The sequence below is a fragment of the Palleronia sp. THAF1 genome (assembly GCF_009363795.1).
Taxonomy (GTDB): Bacteria; Pseudomonadota; Alphaproteobacteria; order Rhodobacterales; family Rhodobacteraceae; genus Palleronia.
On sequence record NZ_CP045420.1, the window covers coordinates 2,051,162 to 2,069,630 of the forward strand.

Here is an 18,469-nt window from a genome sequence, read left to right on the forward strand (position 1 = left end):
TTACCGCTTCTTTGTTTTCACAAATACTCATGGCACGCGGCCCGTCGCGCGTCAGTTTTCCGGGAAGAAGCACGCCGCCGGATGGGGGGCGCCTTCCATGACCGGGCGCTCGGACCGACACCGATCCTGCGCTTTCCAGCACCTTGGCGCGAAAGCGCAGCCCGGCGGTACCGCTAGGGGGGACGGGATTTCGCCCACCAGCTTGATCCGTTCGCGTCGCGTCGCCGGGTCGGCCGACGGCGTGGCCGAGATCAGGGCCTTGGTGTAGGGATGACGGGGTGCGTCGAAGATCGCGTCCTTGGGGCCAAACTCCACCGGGCGGCCCAGATACATCACAAGGATATCGTCGGCCACGTGACGCACGACCGACAGGTCGTGGCTGATGAACAGGTAAGCCAGGTTCAGCCGCTGTTGCAGATCGTTCAACAGGTTCAGGATCTGGCTTTGGATGGACAGATCCAGCGCGGACACAGGCTCGTCCAGCACCAGCAGTTTCGGCTCTAGCATCAGGGCACGGGCCACTGCGATGCGCTGGCGTTGGCCGCCCGAGAACATGTGAGGATAGCGGTCGTAGTATTCCTCTCGCAGCCCCACCAGCCGCATCATCTCCAGCCCCTTTTCGCGCCGCTCCTTGGCGGTCATCTTGGGCCGGTTGATCTTCAAGGGCTCTTCGAGGATCGCGCCCACGCGCTGGCGCAGGTTCAGCGATCCGTAGGGGTCCTGGAACACGATCTGTACGTCGGTGCGCAAGGACGGCCATTGATCGGGCGTGACCGTTTGCCCGGCGATCGAGAACGAACCGCTGGTCGGCTCTTCGATCATCGTGACCAGCCGCGCGAGGGTCGACTTGCCGCAGCCTGACTCGCCCACGACCGCCAGCGTCTTGCCCGCCTCGACCTTGAAGGTCGTGCCCGCGACGGCTCGCACGATAGAGGGTTTGCCAAACAATCCGCCGCCGACTTCGTAGTCGCGGCCCAGATCGGTTGCTTCGATGACAGCGGTCATACCTGCGCCTCCTGCGCCGCGTGCAGCGGGTAGTGGCAGCGCGCGCGCCCTAGTTGATCGGGTTGCACCGGCGGCTCGACGGCGCGGCACGTGTCGTCCGCGAATTGGCACCGGGGCGAGAAAAGGCAGCCCGCGGGCCGGTCGTGCTGGCCGGGCACGACGCCGGGGATGGTGGGCAGCGTCTTCTCGGTCGCGCGTTCCGGCAAGGCGGCAAGCAAAGCTGCCGTATAGGGGTGGTGGGGCGTGTCGAAGAGGGCGCGGACCGGCTGGTCCTCTACCTTCTGGCCCGCGTATTGCACGGCGACTCGCTCGGCGGTTTCGGCGACAACGCCCATGTCGTGGGTGATCAGGATCAGGCCCATGCCCGTTTCTGCCTGCAGCCCTGTCAGCAGATCCAGGATTTGCGCCTGAATGGTCACGTCCAAAGCGGTCGTCGGCTCATCCGCGATCAGAAGGCGCGGTTTGCAAGCCAGCGCCATGGCGATCATCACGCGCTGGTTCATGCCACCGGACAGTTGGTGCGGGAAAGCCGACAGGCGCTTTTCGGGCGCGGGGATACCGACCAGTTCGAACAACTCGATACAGCGGACGTGACGTTGGCGCCGGTCCATCGATGTGTGCTTGCGCAACGCCTCCTTAATCTGGAAGCCGACGGTAAAGCAGGGGTTCAGCGAGGACATGGGTTCCTGGAAGATCATCGCAAGATCGTTGCCGATCAGCTTGCGTCGCGCGCGGCCCGACATCGTGCGCAGGTCGGTGCCGTCGAAGCTCATCTCATCTGCCGTGACCGTCGCCGTCCAGGGGAGCAGGCCCATGACGGCCAGCATAGAGACGGATTTGCCCGAGCCGGACTCGCCTACGATGGCCAGCAATTCGCCCGCCTTCACGTCGACGTCTACCTTGTCCACCGCGCGGAACGCGCCGGTGCCGGTGGCGAAGGTGACGGAAAGATTGCGGATGGTCAGAAGGCTCATAGGAAGGTCAGCCCCAATACGATGATGACGCCGCCGATCAGCAAGTGAACGACGCAGAAGCCCATGATGTCGCGCGCTTTCAGTCCCGCGATGCCCAACAATGGCAGCGCCCAGAACGGTTGGATCATGTTGGTCCAGGCGTCGCCCCACGCGACAGCCATAGCGGCGCGGCCCGCGTCGATGCCGATCTCTGCTGCGGCGGGCAGGACTACGGGGGCCTGCACCGCCCATTGGCCGCCGCCCGATGGCACGAAGAAGTTCACCACGCCTGCCGACAGGAACGCCCAGAAGGCAAACGTCGTCTCGTTCGCAAGGCTGACCATTCCGGAAGACACCGACGCAGCAAGGCCCGATGCCGTCATGATCCCCATGATGCCCGCGTAGAACGGAAACTGGATGACGATGCCGGCCCCGCCCTCGATCCCTTCGCGCAAGGCTGCCAGAAGCGAGCGCGGAGAACCGTGCAACAGGATCGCCAGCGTCAGGAACAGGAAGTTGACGACGTTCAGCGACAGGCCATTGCCCGCGATAAAATACTGCGCCAGCCAGATCAGGCCTGCCGCGCCGATGATGTAGGACAGCCAAGGCGAGGTTTCCCACTTTTCGGCGGGCGTGCTGGCGTCGGTGTCGCTGACCAGATCCTCGTCCAGCTTGGCGCGGTCGACATAGACCGATTCACCCTCTGGCGGCATCATCGCACGGTTGACGAAGGGCACCACGATCAGCAGCGCGACCACGATCAGCAGGTTGTAAGACGAAAAGATTGTCTCGGACGTGGGAATCAGGCCGATCTGGTCGGCGAAGGGGTGATCCTCGGTCGCGATGGACAGCGGGATAGAGCCGGACACACCGCCGTGCCAGATGATGAAGCCGGAATAGGCGGCGGCGATCAGCAGGCGGTAGTCCACCTTTATCTGCCGGGCGAGTTCCTTGGCGAACAGCGCGCCGACCACAAGGCCGAAGCCCCAGTTCAGCCAAGACGCCAGAAGCGACACGATGGACACCAGAAGGATTGCAGCGCCCGGTGTTTTGGCGATGGACGCCAGACGCGCCAGCAGGCCGCGCACCAGCGGCGTCGATGCCATCATGTATCCTGCGACCAGCACGAACAGCATTTGCATCGAAAAGCTCAACAACGACCAGAAGCCATCGCCCCACATGGTCACGACCTCTACCGGGCCGGTGCCCTGGAATATCATGGCGCAGACCATGACGACCAAGGTCAGGAACAGCACCAGCACGAAGGGGTCCGGCAGGTAGCGCTCGACCACAGAGGTCAGCGGGCGAGAGAGGATACGCAACATCAGGTCAACTCGTTTTCAGTTTGGGATCAAGCGCGTCCCGCAGGCCGTCGCCCATCAGGTTGATCGCAAGCACGGTGATCAGGATGGCAAGGCCGGGGAAAGTCACGACCCACCAGGCGCGCAGCACGAATTCGCGCGCGTCGGCCAGCATGGTGCCCCATTCGGGGGTGGGCGGCTGCGCGCCCATTCCAAGGAACCCCAGCGCTGCGGCGTCGAGGATGGCGGTCGAGAACGACAGGGCGGCTTGGACGATGATAGGTGCAAGGCAGTTCGGCAGCACTGTGACAAACATCTGCCGGATGCGCCCTGCCCCGGCAACGCGCGCCGCGATCACGTAGTCCTTCGACCGCTCGGACAGCACGCTTGCGCGGGTCAGGCGCACGTAGTGGGGTTGCAACACAAGCGCGATGGCGATCATCGCATTCAGCAGCGTCGGGCCAAGGACAGCCACCAGCACCAGCGCCAACAGCAGCGACGGGAAGGCCAGGATGATGTCCATCAGGCGCATGATCAGCGTGTCGAGCCACTTGGGCGCAAAGCCAGAGATCAGCCCGATGATGATGCCGCCCGTGGCTGACACAACAACAACGACGATGCCCACGAAGAACGAGAACCGCGCGCCGTGGATCAGACGGCTGAGCATGTCGCGCCCGACCGCGTCGGTGCCCAGCGGGAATTGCCACGTCCCGCCCGTCTGCCAGAACGGCGGCTGCAGCGTCGCGTCGCGGAATTGCGCGCTGGGGTCGTAGGGCGCCAGGAGCGGCGCGAAAACGGCTAGGAAGAAGAACGCGAGGAAGACGTACAGGCCAATCACCCCACCCCGGTTCTCTTTGAACGAGGTCCAGAAGGCGCGGAAGCGACCCGGACGGCCACCGGTGCTTGCGGCTTCGACGGCATCTGCGCGGGCGGTATCAGCCATCCTAACGCTTCCTGATCTTGGGGTTGATAAGGCCGTACATAACATCGACAAACAGGTTCACGACCATCACGATCACCGCGATCATCAAAAGGCCGCCCTGCACCACCGGGTAGTCGCGGCGGAAGATGCTATCGACCATCCACTTGCCGATGCCGGGCCAAGAGAAAATCGTCTCTGTCAGGATCGCACCCGCCATCAGGGTGCCGACGGACAGGCCGATTACCGTGATCACAGGGATCATGGCGTTGCGCAGAGCATGCAGGCCATTGACCCGACCGGGAGACAGGCCCTTGGCGCGGGCTGTGCGAATGTAGTCTTCGGATAGCACCTCTAGCATCGCGCTTCGCGTCTGCCGTGCAATGACGGCCAGCGGAATGGTAGACAGGGCGATGGACGGCAGGATCAAGTGCTGCACGGCGGATTTGAACGCGCCGGACTGGCCGGACAGAAGACTGTCGATCAGCATGAAGCCGGTCACGTCATCGAAGTAATACAGCAGCCCGATCCGTCCCGACACGGGCGTCCAGCCAAGGTTGCCCGAGAAGACGATGATCAGCAGCAGCGCCCACCAGAAGATCGGCATGGAATACCCGATCAGCGCGGTGGACATGAAGAATCGGTCGAAGAACTTTCCCCGGTTCACCGCCGCGATCACGCCCATGGGAATGCCCAGCACGATGGCGATGATAATGGCGACGAGGCTCAGCTCGACCGTTGCGGGGAACAGGCTGAAGAACTCGTCCCAGACAGGCCGCTTGGTGATGAAGCTTTGGCCTAGATCGCCCTGAAGGACACCGGTGAAATATTCCCAGAATTGCACGTAGAGCGGCTGATCGAACCCGTATTGGCGGCTCAGCTCTTGATAGCGTTCGTCGCTAAGGCCCCGCTCACCCGCCATGACGACGATGGGGTCGCCCGGTAGCACGCGGATGAAAGCGAAAGAGATCAGCGTCACCCCAAGGAACGTGGGGATGAAGGTGCCGAGGCGAGAGAGAAAGAATCTCAGCATCCCACCACCTGCAACGCCTTGGGGAAGGTGGTCAATGACCGTGACCCGGTTGACGTGACCAGAACGTCGTCTTCGATCCGCACGCCGAACGCGCCCAGCTTGTAAAGGCCCGGCTCATTCGTGAAGACGCAGCCCGAATCAAGCACCTGTTGATTGCCGCGCATGATGTAAGGCGCTTCGTGCACCGCCCGGCCAAGTCCGTGCCCGGTCTTGGTGCGGATACGGTCGTCGTAGGGGCTGTCTTCCAGCACGCGTGTCACCGCGTCGTCTATGTCATGCGCCGTTGCCCCGGGACGCGTGGCGGCGTGGCCGGCTTCGTTCGCGCGCAGGACGGTGTCGTAGACGTCCCGACCTTCGGCGGACGGATCGCCTACGAAGACGGTGCGCGTGATGTCGGCGCAGAAGCCGCCCCATGTCGCACCGAAGTCCAGAAGCAAGGCGTCGCCCGCCGCGATCCGGTAGTCGGCGCGCGCATGGGCGTGGGGCTTGGCAGAGTTGTCTCCCGCCGCAACAATTGGCGGGAACGCCAGCCCGTCGGCGCCATGGGAAAACAGGGCGCCAAGCAGCCGTGTTTCGATCTGCTTTTCGGTGTCGCCTATGGTGACGGTCTCCAGCACTTCGGCCAGAGCAGTTTCACTGATCTCGATGGCGCGGGTCAGCGCCGCGACCTCTTCATCGGTCTTGGCGATGCGCAGCGCGCTGATCTCTGTTTCGGCGTCGGTGATGGGAATGCCACCGTAGGCTTCGCGCAGGGCGTGGTGCACGAACACCCGCATGGACTGCCCTTCGACGGCCAGCGATCCCAGCGGCAAGTGCTGTGCCAAGGCCGCGAAGGCATCCGCGTAGCCGGTCTGGTCGCGCCAATCGAACACGTCGCCCTCGAACGCCAGCGCCTCCCACGAGCCAAGCTCAAGGTTCGGAACAACAGCGGCGGGGGCGCCTTCGACCGGGATCACCAGAACCAAGGGGCGTTCGTTGGTGCCGAAGTCGTGGCGCATCAAGCGCGCGAAATTGGGGCCGGGCACCAAAGCCACGGCATCGACCTGTCTGTTCCGTGCAAGGTCGCGGTATTCTGAATAACGGTCTGTCATGGGGATGGGTTGGGCAGCGCGCATCACGCGCGCCCTGCCCCCGCCTTGCTTATTCGCTTAGCAAAACGGTGTCGAAGAGGTGGCCGCCCAGCGGGTGAACGACGTAGCCTTCGACTTCCGACCGCAGCGGCATGAACACCTGGCTGTGCGCGATGGTCGCCCAAGGTGCCTGATCCTTGAAGATCTGCTGTGCCTCTTCGTACAGCGGCGTGCGCTCCTCTTGGCTGGGCAGGGTCTTGGCTTCCTGCACCAGCGCGTCGAACTCTTCATTGCACCACTGCGCACGGTTGGAACCACCCACCGCGTCACAACCCAGAAGCACGGCCAGGAAGTTGTCGGGGTCGCCGTTGTCGCCCGTCCAGCCCAGAAGGACAGCACCGTCGCGATCTTCGGCCTTCGAGCGTTCGAGATACTCGCCCCACTCGTAAGACACGATTTCCACGTCGACGCCGATCTCGGAGAAGTCTTCCTGGATCAGCTCGGCCATGCGGCGGGCGTTGGGATTGTAGGGACGCTGCACCGGCATCGCCCAGATTTTCATGGACAGATCCTCGACACCCGCATCGGCCAGCATCTGCTGAGCGGCTTCGGGATCGTAGGCGTCATCCTCGATGGACTCGTTGTAGGACCACATGGTCGGCGGGATCGGGTTCTTGGCGGCGGTCGCCTCGCCCTGGAAGATCACGTCGATGATGGCCTGCTTGTCGATGGCCATGTTCAGGGCCTTACGGACCTCTGGCTGATCGAAGGGGGCTTCCATCGTATTGTAGGCAAGATAACCGACGTTCAGACCTTCCTGATTCTCCATCTTCAGCGAGTCGTCGCTGCGGATGGCTTCCAGGTCGGCAGGGTTCGGATAGGGCATGACGTGGCATTCGCCCGCCTGCAGACGCTGTAGACGCACCGACGCATCGGGGGTGATCGCGAAGATCAGGTTGTCGACCTTCGGCAGATCGGCCTGCCAGTAGTTTTCGTTTGCGGCGTAGCGGATCACGGCATCGGTCTGGTAGTCCACGAAGGTGAACGGACCGGTGCCGATGGGCTGCTGGTTCACCATTTCGGGCGTGCCGGCCTCTTCCATCGCGGCGGCGTATTCGGCCGAGACGATCGACGCGAAGTCCATCGCCATATTCGCGATGAAGGCCGACTCGGGGCGCGTCAGGTTGAAGCGCACGGTCATGTCGTCGACCTTCTCGATGCTCTCGATCAGGTCGGGCATCGACATGGCGTTGAAGTACTCCCAAGAGCCTTCGCCGTTCTGACGCTCGAACGTGTGGATCACGTCGTCGGCGTTGAACTCACGGCTGGGGGTGAACTGGTCGTTCGAGTGGAATTGAACGCCGGACCGCAGGTTGAACGTGTACTGCGTGCCATCTTCCGACACGTCCCAGCTTTCGGCCAGACCGGGGACCACGTTGGTGGTGCCGGTCTCGAACTCGGCCAGCTGGTTGTAGATCGTGTGGCTGGAGGCATCGAAGGTCGTGCCGGCGGTATAAAGCGCCGGGTCGAAGCCTTCGGGGCTGCCTTCCGAGCAATAGATCAGCGTTTGCTGGGCGCTGGCGGCTCCGGCTAGTCCAAGGGCCATGGCCGAGACGGCCAGAGTGGATCGAAGTTTCATACGGGTAACTCCCTGTTGGTGCGGTCACCGGATCGTGACGTCCGGCTTCATGGGGCAGAGCCTTGCAGCGCGCGCAGCAAGGGTCCAGCCCCTTCAATCGTCATCTTTCATGAGAAATCTGCGACGACCTGCCAAACATCACTGATCGACAAAATAGAGGTCTTGCACAGCAAGAATAAATCCCGATAGATTTAGTCAGATTAAATTCCCTGACCGGTGAACCTATGACCCAGCCCCTTCACGCCTCTTCCCACACTCAATCGGGGGCTGCCCCCGTTTCCCGCATCGATTCGCTGACGCCATTCGAAGCGTGGTGGGTCCGGGCCATTCGCCTGTGCGACGGCGAACCCGACGGCGTCGTTCAACTGGCGGAGGATCTGACCGCCCGCTTCGGCGCCTACCGAGCGGAACGGCTGCTATCGCGGCTGGGCGATCTGCTGGGCCTGATCGCCGATCACGCTCGCCGCCCCCTGATGACCCATCATGAGACCTGCGGCTGCGTGGGATCGGACGAAGCCGTGCTGACCCTCTTCGCCCAGACCGCTACCTTTGGCGCGCGGGAAGATGCGATGATGATCGCTTGCCTGTTTCTGCGTCCCGATGTGGCCCCGCTGGCAGTGTCCCTGGCGCAGTCCGTCGGTCTCGATCTGGACCGGGGGATGCGGGCGCGGATGTCGTAAGCGGCAAGAGCCGTTCGGCGCGCAGCACACTCGTATCCGTGACGGAGACCATTCCGATATGACGCTCGACCACGGCAAAGGCCACTTCCATTAGCGGGCCCGGACGTGCGGGGCGGATCATGCAGACAGCCATGACCATCCCCGCCGACCGATCTATCCCTCACGTGTCCACTGCCCCGACCGCGCAGAGCCGCCTTTCACCGGGACCACGGTGCAGCCGGTTGCTCCGGCCTCTTGCAACGCATCGGTCAAGCGGCCTTCCAGCGGCCTTTCGATCACAATGGCGGACAGCAGGTAAATGGACATGTCCTTGGCCACAGCCTCGGAGGTCGACAGGTCAGATCACGTTAAGGCTACGCCGAGGCCCAAGACAAAGTTCAAGACGATGGGCGACAGGAGGTTCGTACCGACCCGACTCTGGATTTCGGACAAGACACGCCCATGTGCTTGGCCCCCTATCCGAAAGGCCAAACCGGATTCCAGGACGTGTCCCGCGTTCCTAGTTCGGGAAGAGGTCCGGCACGATCGTCACGATGGCCGGAAACATCCACAACAGGCCAAGGCCCACCACCTGGATCAGTACGAAGGGAATCACGCCGCGGTAGATGTGGCCGGTGGTGACTTCCTTGGGGGCCACACCGCGCAGGTAGAACAGCGCAAAGCCGAAAGGCGGCGTGAGGAAGCTGGTCTGCAGGTTCACGGCGATCATGATCGTCACCCATTTCGGATCCATCGTACCGCCGTAGATGACGGGGCCGACGATCGGGATGACGATGTAGATGATTTCCAGGAAGTCGAGCACGAAGCCCAGGAAGAACAGCACCAGCATGACGATCAGGAAGACGACCATCTCGTTATCGAAGCTGCGCAGGAACTGCTGGATATAATGTTCGCCCCCGAAAGAGATCACGACAAGGTTCAGAAGCTGCGAGCCGATCAGGATGGTGAAGACCATACTGGTGACCTTCGCCGTCTCGCGCACCACGGGCGTCAGCACGCCGCCCATCCACAGCACGACGCAGGCATACAGCAGGCCGAACAGCGCGAACAGGTAGCACGCCTGAGCCATCAGGTAGGCGATCCACTGCTCGAAGCTGGTTTCGCCCACACCGACGCGCAAATCGAAATTCACCCCGATCAGGATCATCACCACGATAGCCAGCGCCGTGCCGATGATGATTTTACCCGACTTGCCGTCATCCTTCAGCTTGCGGAACGCGGCGAGCATGATGGCACCCCCTGCCCCAAGCGCCGCGGCAGGCGTCGGGTTGGTGATGCCGCCAAGAATAGAGCCCAGAACCGCCACGATCAGCACCAGCGGTGGGAAGACCACGCGGATCAGATCGTTGCGGGCGAGCCGCGCGCAGGCCTCACGCAGGGACCACAGGACAAGGAGGCCGGGGATCAGCAGGATCAGCACGGTCGTGCCCGGCGAGGTGGTGGGCGAGATCAGGACGATGTCCAGCAGCAAGGCCAGAACGATCCCGGCGGCACCGATTTGCAGCGGGCGCGGCTCTTCCGACGGCGCAACGCCGCGCGCAAAGGTCAGGATCAGCGCGGCGAGCAGGAAGAAAACCGCGATACCGGTGCCGATGGGGGCCGCGTTCGCGATCTGCTCTGCCTCGGCGGCGACCAGTTCCTCTTCAGTCAAACGCTCTGACTGCTGGAAGCCACCGGATTCTTCGATGGCCTGCTGCTCGGCCACAGCGGTGTTCCACGCCTCTTGCCCGTGCAGGTCGATCATCGCTTCCTGACACTGGGGCGACACGTTGGTGCGCAGGGACGCTGCCGTCGTTTGTTGCGAGAAGCTGGAGACGTTGGTCGACTGCGACCCGATCAGCCCGGCCGCCGAGCCGATGAACAACGCCGCAATCAGCGCAACGGGAATAGCCAAGTAGTATGTCAGCGCCTCGTTCCGGGTGACGTAGTCACCGGTGCCGCCACCAGTGGCGACAGGCGGCGCCTTGGACGGATTAAGTACCGCATAGCCGAAGGCGTAGAGACCATAGAGCAACGCCAGAAAGATGCCCGGCAGCAGCGCCGCTTGGAACAAGGTGCCAACCGACACGACCGCCGCTTCGCCCAGATAGGTCAGCGCATCGCCGCAGCCCACGGCCTGCGCGCGTGCTTCCTGCGCGGTGGAATACAGATCGCCCGCCAGCGTGCCGAGCAGCACGATCACGATGGACGGCGGGATGATCTGACCCAAGGTGCCGGACGCGGCGATCACACCCGTCGCAAGCTCTGGCGAATAGTTGTTGCGCAGCATGGTCGGCAGGCTCAGCAGGCCCATGGTGACGACCGTCGCGCCGACGATCCCGGTGGAGGCCGCAAGGAACGCGCCCACAACCACGACCGACACGGCCAGACCGCCGGGCAGCGGTCCGAAGACGCGCGCCATCGTCGTCAGCAGATCGTTGGCGATGCGGCTGCGTTCCAGCGTGATGCCCATAAGGACGAACATCAGAACGGCCAGCAGAGTCTCGATGGACTGGCCTGCCAGCACCCGCTCGTTGATGCGATTCACGATGAAGGACAGGTTGCGGTCGACCGCCAGTTCCCAACCGCCTGGGAACAGGGACTCGGCGTACAGCGGCAGGTCGGGGAAGCGGAACTTCGATATGGTATCGGGGGCGATACCGTCCGCGATCAGCGCGCGGTAGGCATCCGATCCGGTATCGACAGCCTGATGCACAAGGATGCCTGCACTATCGAGCGCCGCGATGATCGCAAAGGACACGATGGCCGCACCGCCGATGGCGAAGGCCACCGGGAAGCCCGACAGGATCCCGCCGAAGAGGCACAAAAACACGATGATCAGGCCGACTTCGACCCCGTCCAAACCGAAGAGCATCAGTGCATCCTCTTAATCAATGGGTGCTTGGGGCAGCGTCTTGGCCGCCAGAGACATCACGGTCGAGATACAGATCCTCGGACGCCGGGCCTTCGCGCCACTCCAGATACGAGCGGTAGAAGAAGGCCACGCCCTGCAGGAAGATCATGCCGCAGAAGGCGACGAGCAGCACCTTGAACAGGAAGTATGCGTTGAACCCGTTGGGCGAAAACCCGATGGTTTCCACGTTCCAGCGCAGGATCGTCGCCTTGCGCAGCATCAGGTCCAGCTGGTCAGAGGCCGACACCTTGGGCGTCACCAAGTGTCGCCACATGAAGTACCACGCATACATCCAGATCAGCGTGGCCATCGGCAGCACGAAGACCAGCGCACCCACCATGTCGATGATCTTCTTGGTGGAATAGGACACCGGCGCGTAGATCAGGTCGACCCGCACGTGGCCCTTTTGAACAAAGGTGTAGGCGCAGCACAGCGTCACGACGATGGCGTTGTACAGCTTTAGCTCTTCGGACCACCACGACACATCCGCCGAAAACGGGGTGCCGAAGCCGATGCCGATCTGTGCCGAGGCGAAAATGCGCTGGCTGAAGATGATGATGATCTGTTGCAGCACCATCAGCAGCCCCGCCCATGCGCAGACGCGGCCCACGGTGTTGGCGAAGCCTTCCAGTACGCGCACCGCGACCCACAGAATCGCGTGGCGCCACATGCCGATGGCGGTAAAGATGATCAGGAGCGTCAGGACGACGAAGAAGAACTCAACCGAACCGCCATAGTAGATGAAGCGGACAAGAGACTCTCCGTTCGACCAGTCCAGCCACAGGTGCGGCTGCGCAATGGCTTGTGCCACACGCCAGAACGACAGCATGATGTTACTGCCTAGCCAGACGATGAAGTCGAGCACGGCGTCCCTCCCCCCGATATGGCCTGCCGGTTGGTCCGGCTCTGGCCTTTAAACGCTCTCCGCCCGCATCGGGCGAAGAGCAGGTTTGTCAAAAAGTGCGATCAGCCGCCCATGACGCGGTCACGCTGGGCGCGATACGCGCCCTCGGACCGTTGCAGCCAACCCGAAGAGCTGCGCAGCGACTCGTTCACGGAAGACCGGATGTCGGCGAAGATCGTATCGTCCATGTAGCCGTCCAGCACCTCGGACGAGGCCTGACCGAAGGCGTCCCACACGGTGTCGGGGAACTCGGACAGCTGCACGCCAGCGGACTGCAAGCGCTGCAGCGCTGCACCGTTGTTCGACAAGAACTGGGCGAGGTTCCACTGGTGGCCTTCCAGCGCGGCGTTCTTGATGATCGCTTGCTGGCCCGGCGTCAGGCTGTCGTAGACTTCGCGGTTGGTGGCGACGGACAGGCCCGCGCCAGGCTCGTGGAAACCCGCGGTGTAGTAGATCTTGGTGATCTCCTGGAAGCCGGCCTTCTCGTCGGCCCAGGGACCGATCCACTCGGTGCCGTCGATCGCACCGGACGACAGCGCCTGATACACTTCGGCACCGGGGATGTTCTGGACCGATGCCCCCAACTTGCCCAGCGCCTCGCCACCCAGACCGGGCATGCGGAAGCGCAGGCCGTTGAAGTCGTCGGGGCCGGTGATCTCGTTGCGGAACCAACCGCCTGCCTGAGCACCGGTGTTGCCGCCGAGGAAGGACTTGAGGCCGAAGATCTCGCCCAGTTGGTCATGGGCTTCCATGCCACCGTCGAAGTAATACCAGTTGACCAGTTCTTGCGCCGACATACCGAAAGGCACGGCGGTGAAGAACGCATAGGCCGGGTGCTGGCCGACGAAGTAATAGTCGGCACCGTGGTACATGTCGGCCTGACCAGAGGTCACGGCGTCGAACACTTCGAACGCGCCGACAAGCTCACCGGCGGCCTTGAGATCGACGGTCAGGTTGCCATCGGACATCTCGCCGATGGCGTCGGCGACGTGCTGCGCGCTGTCATGCACACCGGCAAGACCGCGGCCCCAGGTCGTGACCATGGTCAGCGTGCGCTTGCCTTGCGCATAGGCCGGAGCGGCAAGGGTGGTGGCAGCGGCGGCGGAACCGCCCAGCGCGGATGTGCGCAGGAATGAACGACGATCCATCAAGTTTATCCTCCCGAAGTGTCCCCCGTTGATCGGGTGGACATGTGTTTGAGTGCCGCGAACCTAGCGATCCGAGCCGAGGGATGGAACATTAAAAAATGTGCAGCATTTACTTAATCGGGCCACGCCGATGGGCGGCCCGTTTTTCTACGTCAAACCGCCAAGATCATATCCCAAGGATGCGGTCTCGCTGGGTGGCGTAGGCTCGTTCGGACGTCTCGATCCAAGCGGCGCTGTCGCGCATGGACGCCTGATAGCTATCGAGGATCTTCGCATACAGAGGATCGTCGCGATACTGTTCCAACACCTCTTGGCTGGCGCTGCCGAAGGCATCCCAGACCGCATCCGGGAACGACAATATCTGCACGCCCTGTGTCTGCAGACGGCCAAGAGCCGCCGCATTGTTCTTCATGAACAGCGACAGTGTATACATGTTGCCGGCCATGGCGGTCTGCTCGATCACGGCCTGCTGGCCGGGCGTCAGGCTTTCGAACGTCTCCAGATTCACGGCTAGCGTCAGCGCGGGACCGGGTTCGTGGAAACCGGCGGTGTAGTAGTAATCCGCGATCTCCTGGAAGCCTGCTGCCTCGTCCGCCCACGGTCCGATCCATTCGGTTCCGTCGATGGCGCCGCTGGACAGGGCTTGATAAACCTCACCGCCCGGCAGGTTCTGAACCGAGGCGCCCAACTTGCCCAGCACCTCTGCCCCTTGCCCGGGCATGCGGAAGCGCAAACCCCGGAAATCCTCTGGCGCGTTGATCTCCTTGTTGAACCAGCCGCCCGACTGCGGGCCGGTATTGCCCGCCAGAAAGGACTTCAGCCCGAAGATCGACGCCAGTTCGTTGTGCAGCTCGTGGCCGTCGCCGTGGTAGTACCAGTTGTTCAGCTCCTGCGCTGTCATGCCGAAGGGCACGGTGGCAAAGAACGGGAACGCCGGGTGCTGACCAGAGAAGTAGTAGTCGGCGGCGTGATACATGTCGGCCTGTCCGGCGGTCACGGCGTCGAAGCTTTCAAACGCACCGACAAGCTCGCCAGCGGCGCGGTAGTCCACCGTCAACTGTCCGTCAGTCATCGCGGTGATGCGATCGGCAGCGAAAGTCGCGCTGTCGTCGACACCCGCCAGACCTCGGCCCCAGGTGGACACCATCGTCAGCGTGCGATTGCCCTGCGCATACAGCGGCGCGGCTAGACCGGTGGCTGCCGTGCCAAGCGCGGCCGTGCGAATAAATTGTCTACGTTTCATACTTATTCCTCCTCGTTACGAAAACGCCCCGCGACGGATCGCGGGGCGGTTCTGATACGGAATTGAAAGCAGAGCGTGGACCGAATGGAAAGCGGTCACTTTTGCGGATCACTCGCCCGCATCTTGGCCACCACGCCGCCCAGCAGGACGATCAGCGCCGAGATCCATAGCCACATCAGCAGGATCACCACTCCGCCCAAGGCACCGAATGTCTCTTGATACGACCCGAAAAGGCGCACGTAGACGGCGAACGCGGCCGTCCCGATAATCCACAACACGCAGGCCAACGCAGCGCCCGGCAGGATCGCCGACCAAGAGGTGTGCGAAACGGGCGCCAGCCTGTAGGTCAACCCGATCCCCAACGCCGCGATGATCAGCAGGATCGGCCACCGCGCCGCACTTACCAACCACTCGGTATCCGACGCCAATGGAAGCCATCCCAGCACGATCGGGACGACAACGGCGACCGCGACGCACAGAAGAACCCCGATCAGCAATCCCAGAGTAAGGCCCACGCGCAGCAGCGTCTGTTTGACCATGCCGCGCTCGTCCTTCTTTTCGTAGATGATGTTCAGACCGTCGATGATCGCCTGCATCCCCTTGGAAGCGGAATAGATCGTCAGCAACAAACCGACGCCCGCCAGCAGCCCCAGACCGTCGGAGTCGCTACCCGCAACCTGGCTGGCCTGACCGCTGATGATATCGGCGGCAGCGCTGGGCAGCACGTCGTCCAAAGTGGAAAGCGTATCGACCACCTGTGCGGGGTCAGTAAACAGCCCGGCAATGGCCATCAGTGCGCCGATCGCGGGAAACAGGGCAAGCAAACCGTAGAAGGCCACACCCGCCGCCACCAGCATAAGGCGCTTCTCGTCCATTTCGTTGTAGATATACTTGCCAGCGGCGATCACGCCCATTGTCGTCTCCTATCCGTTCAACTGACGAACACGTGACCCCCTTGCCTGTTCCCGATTGCGAAATACGCGTTCAAGCTTAGCCAGACGAAACTTTCGTTCGCCCAATCACGCATCCGCGACATTTTTCTCCGCCAAACACGGTTGACCCCGCCCGCGCAGCCCCTTAACGCTCGGATCATTGAATTGGAGAACGTGATGCCCCTTCTAGTAGTCAGGCCAGACAGGCGCACCGGGTAGACGCCCGGACCAGTTTTCCATGACGCGCCCCCGACCTGATCCTCGGGGGCTTTTTGTTGGCGCGGACGCGCAAAGCGGAGAAGACCCATGACGAAGCCCATCACCGGCGCACAGATGGTTGTTCAGGCCCTGAAGGATCAGGGTGTGGACGTGGTATTCGGCTATCCCGGCGGCGCGGTGCTGCCGATCTATGACGAGATCTTCCTGCAAAACGAGATCAAGCACGTTCTCGTCCGTCATGAACAGGCCGCCGTTCATGCCGCCGAAGGTTACGCCCGTTCGACCGGCAAGGTGGGTGTGGCGCTGGTGACCTCTGGCCCCGGTGCGACGAATGCCGTCACCGGCCTGACAGATGCGCTGATGGACTCGATCCCGATCATCGTGCTGTCGGGCCAGGTTCCGACCTTCATGATCGGTAACGACGCGTTCCAAGAGGCCGATACCGTCGGCATCACCCGCCCCTGCACCAAGCACAACTGGCTGGTGAAAGAGACCGACGCGCTGTCCGGCACCATCCACGAGGCGTTCCACGTCGCCCGCTCGGGCCGTCCCGGTCCCGTTCTGGTGGACATCCCCAAGGACGTTCAGTTCGCCGCCGGCACCTATACGACGCGCGAAAAGGCCAACACATCGCGTTACCAGCCAAAGGTCAAAGGCGATCCCGCGATGATCGAAGAGCTGGCGGACGCCATCGCCAAGGCCAAGCGCCCGATCATCTATTCAGGTGGCGGCGTCATCAATTCCGGGCCAGCGGCCAGCCAATTGCTGCGCGAACTTGTGGCCGAGACGGGCTTCCCCATCACATCGACCCTGATGGGTCTGGGGGCCTACCCCGCGTCCGGCGACAATTGGCTGGGCATGCTGGGAATGCACGGCACCTATGAAGCCAACCTGTCGATGCACGGCTGCGACCTGATGATCAACATCGGCGCCCGTTTCGACGACCGCATCACCGGCCGCACGCAGGACTTCAGCCCAAACTCGCGCAAGGCGCACATCGACATCGACCCCAGCTCGATCAACAAGGTCATCCACGTCGAGATGCCGATCATCGGCGACGTGGCGCATGTGCTGGAAGACCTGCTGCGCATCTGGAAAGCCAAGGGCCGCAAGACCCAAGGCGACGCCGTGAAGAAGTGGTGGGCGCAGATCGAGGAGTGGCGCGCGATAAACTGCCTTGGCTTCACCAACTCGGACAAGGTCATCAAGCCCCAGCACGCGCTGGAACGGCTGGAAGCGCTGACGAAGGACCGGGACCGCTACATCTGCACCGAGGTCGGACAGCACCAGATGTGGGCCGCGCAATACCTTGGGTTCGAGGATCCGAACCGCTGGATGACATCCGGCGGGCTAGGCACCATGGGTTACGGCCAACCGGCAGCGATGGGCGTGCAGATGGCGCACCCCGACGCGCTGGTCATCAACGTGGCGGGCGAAGCGTCTTGGCTGATGAACATGCAGGAAATGGGCACGATGGTGCAGTATCACATGCCCGTGAAGCAGTTCATCTTGAACAACGAGCGTCTTGGCATGGTGCGTCAGTGGCAGGAACTGCTGCATGGTGAGCGCTACAGCCAGTCCTGGTCCGAAGCCCTGCCCGATTTCGTGAAGCTGGCGGAGGCCTTCGGCGCCAAGGGTATCCAATGCTCTGACCCAGCCGATCTGGACGACGCGATCATGGAGATGCTGAACCACGATGGCCCGGTCATTTTCGATTGTCTGGTAGAGAAGCACGAGAACTGCTTCCCCATGATCCCGTCGGGCGAGCCGCACAACAAGATGCTGCTTGCGAATGCCGATACGCAGGGGCAGATCACCGCTCCGGGCGCGGTGCTGGTCTAGGCGGACGGACCGGGGGCGCGGCCCCCGGACCCCCGAGGTATTTTCGGAACGATGAAGGGGGCCGGTCGCGCCCCGAAGGGAGACGCAGGATGACTGCACTGAATATCAAGAAAGGTGCCTCGAAGCACTCTGCCTACGATCTGCGCGATCCGAACGCCGACGTTATCGAACGGCACACGCTGGCCATCATCGTCGACAACGAAGCAGGCGTTCTGGCGCGAGTGATCGGCTTGTTCTCCGGCCGTGGCTACAACATCGAAAGCCTGACGGTGGCCGAAATCGACCACACCGGTCACACCAGCCGCATCACCATCGTCACCACCGGCACGCCTGCGGTGATCGAGCAGATCAAGGCCCAGCTTGGCAGGATCGTGCCGGTCCACGAGGTTCACGACCTAACGGTCGAAGGCGCATCGGTGGAGCGCGAACTGGCGCTGTTCAAAGTGGCGGGGGACGGCGACAAGCGGGTCGAGGCCTTGCGTCTCGCGGATATCTTCCGCGCGAACGTTGTTGATTCAACGCTGGAAAACTTCACCTTCGAGATCACCGGCAGCCCGGAAAAGATCGATGCCTTCGCCGATCTCATGCGACCCCTCGGTCTGTCGGAAATGGCCCGGACAGGTGTGGCGGCACTCGCGCGGGGCTAGAACGACATCGCCCCCCGCACGGATCATCGGGCGAGGGGCGA

At 62.7% G+C, this 18,469-nt stretch carries 16 protein-coding genes; 3 read left to right on the forward strand and 13 right to left on the reverse strand.

From position 1 onward, the window contains the following. Positions 1–51: 51 nt before the first annotated feature. The 7 genes from FIU81_RS10150 to FIU81_RS10180 are packed head-to-tail and all read right to left on the reverse strand — an operon-like array spanning position 52 to position 7,920. Positions 52–1,005 (reverse strand): ABC transporter ATP-binding protein, encoded by a 954-nt coding sequence (locus tag FIU81_RS10150; RefSeq protein ID WP_124111649.1) that lies wholly within the window; start codon positions 1,003–1,005, stop codon positions 52–54. Further along, positions 1,002–1,979 (reverse strand): ABC transporter ATP-binding protein, encoded by a 978-nt coding sequence (locus tag FIU81_RS10155; RefSeq protein WP_124111648.1) that lies wholly within the window; start codon positions 1,977–1,979, stop codon positions 1,002–1,004. Before FIU81_RS10155 ends, FIU81_RS10150 begins: the two co-directional genes overlap by 4 nt. Then, on the reverse strand, positions 1,976–3,283 hold the full coding sequence (locus FIU81_RS10160) for a short-chain fatty acid transporter (RefSeq protein ID WP_124111647.1): 1,308 nt from the start codon (positions 3,281–3,283) through the stop codon (positions 1,976–1,978). Before FIU81_RS10160 ends, FIU81_RS10155 begins: the two co-directional genes overlap by 4 nt. Positions 3,284–3,287: 4 nt before the next feature. After that, entirely contained in the window at positions 3,288–4,202 is a 915-nt protein-coding gene (locus FIU81_RS10165; RefSeq protein WP_124111646.1) for an ABC transporter permease subunit, read from the reverse strand. A 1-nt stretch (position 4,203) separates the two neighbouring features. Further along, the gene (locus FIU81_RS10170) at positions 4,204–5,211 is read right to left on the reverse strand and encodes an ABC transporter permease subunit (RefSeq protein ID WP_124111645.1); all 1,008 of its coding nucleotides are present in this window, start codon (positions 5,209–5,211) and stop codon (positions 4,204–4,206) included. Beyond that, entirely contained in the window at positions 5,205–6,302 is a 1,098-nt protein-coding gene (locus FIU81_RS10175) for a M24 family metallopeptidase (protein ID WP_124111644.1), read from the reverse strand. Before FIU81_RS10175 ends, FIU81_RS10170 begins: the two co-directional genes overlap by 7 nt. 49 nt (positions 6,303–6,351) lie before the next feature. Next, positions 6,352–7,920, reverse strand: coding sequence for an ABC transporter substrate-binding protein (locus FIU81_RS10180; protein WP_172971451.1), 1,569 nt, complete (start codon positions 7,918–7,920; stop codon positions 6,352–6,354). Positions 7,921–8,144: 224 nt separating this feature from the next. On the opposite strand from FIU81_RS10180, the gene FIU81_RS16740 reads away from it, so the two are divergent. Continuing rightward, the gene (locus FIU81_RS16740) at positions 8,145–8,600 is read left to right on the forward strand and encodes a hypothetical protein (protein ID WP_172971353.1); all 456 of its coding nucleotides are present in this window, start codon (positions 8,145–8,147) and stop codon (positions 8,598–8,600) included. Positions 8,601–8,753: 153 nt separating this feature from the next. Here FIU81_RS16740 and FIU81_RS17085 read toward each other — a convergent pair whose 3' ends face one another. From FIU81_RS17085 to FIU81_RS10210, 6 genes are all read right to left on the reverse strand, one after another. Next, positions 8,754–8,906, reverse strand: a complete 153-nt coding sequence (locus FIU81_RS17085) for a hypothetical protein (protein WP_320414774.1) — start codon at positions 8,904–8,906, stop codon at positions 8,754–8,756. 193 nt (positions 8,907–9,099) lie between these two features. Then, complete coding sequence (locus FIU81_RS10190) at positions 9,100–11,454, reverse strand: TRAP transporter large permease (protein ID WP_124111643.1); 2,355 nt, start codon at positions 11,452–11,454, stop codon at positions 9,100–9,102. A gap of 16 nt (positions 11,455–11,470) precedes the next feature. Continuing rightward, complete coding sequence (locus FIU81_RS10195; RefSeq protein ID WP_254695894.1) at positions 11,471–12,358, reverse strand: TRAP transporter small permease subunit; 888 nt, start codon at positions 12,356–12,358, stop codon at positions 11,471–11,473. 101 nt (positions 12,359–12,459) lie between these two features. Further along, a complete protein-coding gene (locus FIU81_RS10200) occupies positions 12,460–13,545 on the reverse strand; it encodes a TRAP transporter substrate-binding protein (protein ID WP_124111642.1) in 1,086 nt (361 codons plus the stop codon). Positions 13,546–13,711: 166 nt separating this feature from the next. Then, a complete protein-coding gene (locus tag FIU81_RS10205; protein ID WP_124111641.1) occupies positions 13,712–14,788 on the reverse strand; it encodes a TRAP transporter substrate-binding protein in 1,077 nt (358 codons plus the stop codon). Between the two features lie 95 nt (positions 14,789–14,883). Continuing rightward, positions 14,884–15,702, reverse strand: coding sequence for a YihY/virulence factor BrkB family protein (locus FIU81_RS10210; protein ID WP_124111640.1), 819 nt, complete (start codon positions 15,700–15,702; stop codon positions 14,884–14,886). 324 nt (positions 15,703–16,026) lie between these two features. Here FIU81_RS10210 and FIU81_RS10215 point away from each other — a divergent pair, with 324 nt between their 5' ends. Together FIU81_RS10215 and ilvN are read left to right on the forward strand one after the other, a co-directional pair. Further along, on the forward strand, positions 16,027–17,781 hold the full coding sequence (locus tag FIU81_RS10215; RefSeq protein ID WP_124111639.1) for an acetolactate synthase 3 large subunit: 1,755 nt from the start codon (positions 16,027–16,029) through the stop codon (positions 17,779–17,781). A gap of 89 nt (positions 17,782–17,870) precedes the next feature. Beyond that, complete coding sequence (gene ilvN / locus FIU81_RS10220) at positions 17,871–18,428, forward strand: acetolactate synthase small subunit (protein ID WP_124111638.1); 558 nt, start codon at positions 17,871–17,873, stop codon at positions 18,426–18,428. Positions 18,429–18,469 lie beyond the last annotated feature (41 nt).

Excerpts from the sequence above, each read along its gene's own strand:
- FIU81_RS10205 (WP_124111641.1), bottom strand. The coding sequence starts at position 14,788 with ATGAAACGTAGACAATTTATTCGCACGGCCGCGCTTGGCACGGCAGCC.
- FIU81_RS10210 (WP_124111640.1), bottom strand. The coding sequence starts at position 15,702 with ATGGGCGTGATCGCCGCTGGCAAGTATATCTACAACGAAATGGACGAG.
- FIU81_RS16740 (WP_172971353.1), top strand. The coding sequence starts at position 8,145 with ATGACCCAGCCCCTTCACGCCTCTTCCCACACTCAATCGGGGGCTGCC.
- FIU81_RS10155 (WP_124111648.1), bottom strand. The coding sequence starts at position 1,979 with ATGAGCCTTCTGACCATCCGCAATCTTTCCGTCACCTTCGCCACCGGC.
- FIU81_RS10165 (WP_124111646.1), bottom strand. The coding sequence starts at position 4,202 with ATGGCTGATACCGCCCGCGCAGATGCCGTCGAAGCCGCAAGCACCGGT.
- ilvN (WP_124111638.1), top strand. The coding sequence starts at position 17,871 with ATGACTGCACTGAATATCAAGAAAGGTGCCTCGAAGCACTCTGCCTAC.
- FIU81_RS10215 (WP_124111639.1), top strand. The coding sequence starts at position 16,027 with ATGACGAAGCCCATCACCGGCGCACAGATGGTTGTTCAGGCCCTGAAG.
- FIU81_RS10150 (WP_124111649.1), bottom strand. The coding sequence starts at position 1,005 with ATGACCGCTGTCATCGAAGCAACCGATCTGGGCCGCGACTACGAAGTC.
- FIU81_RS10200 (WP_124111642.1), bottom strand. The coding sequence starts at position 13,545 with ATGGATCGTCGTTCATTCCTGCGCACATCCGCGCTGGGCGGTTCCGCC.
- FIU81_RS10175 (WP_124111644.1), bottom strand. The coding sequence starts at position 6,302 with ATGACAGACCGTTATTCAGAATACCGCGACCTTGCACGGAACAGACAG.
- FIU81_RS10170 (WP_124111645.1), bottom strand. The coding sequence starts at position 5,211 with ATGCTGAGATTCTTTCTCTCTCGCCTCGGCACCTTCATCCCCACGTTC.
- FIU81_RS10160 (WP_124111647.1), bottom strand. The coding sequence starts at position 3,283 with ATGTTGCGTATCCTCTCTCGCCCGCTGACCTCTGTGGTCGAGCGCTAC.
- FIU81_RS10180 (WP_172971451.1), bottom strand. The coding sequence starts at position 7,920 with ATGAAACTTCGATCCACTCTGGCCGTCTCGGCCATGGCCCTTGGACTA.
- FIU81_RS17085 (WP_320414774.1), bottom strand. The coding sequence starts at position 8,906 with ATGTCCATTTACCTGCTGTCCGCCATTGTGATCGAAAGGCCGCTGGAA.
- FIU81_RS10190 (WP_124111643.1), bottom strand. The coding sequence starts at position 11,454 with ATGCTCTTCGGTTTGGACGGGGTCGAAGTCGGCCTGATCATCGTGTTT.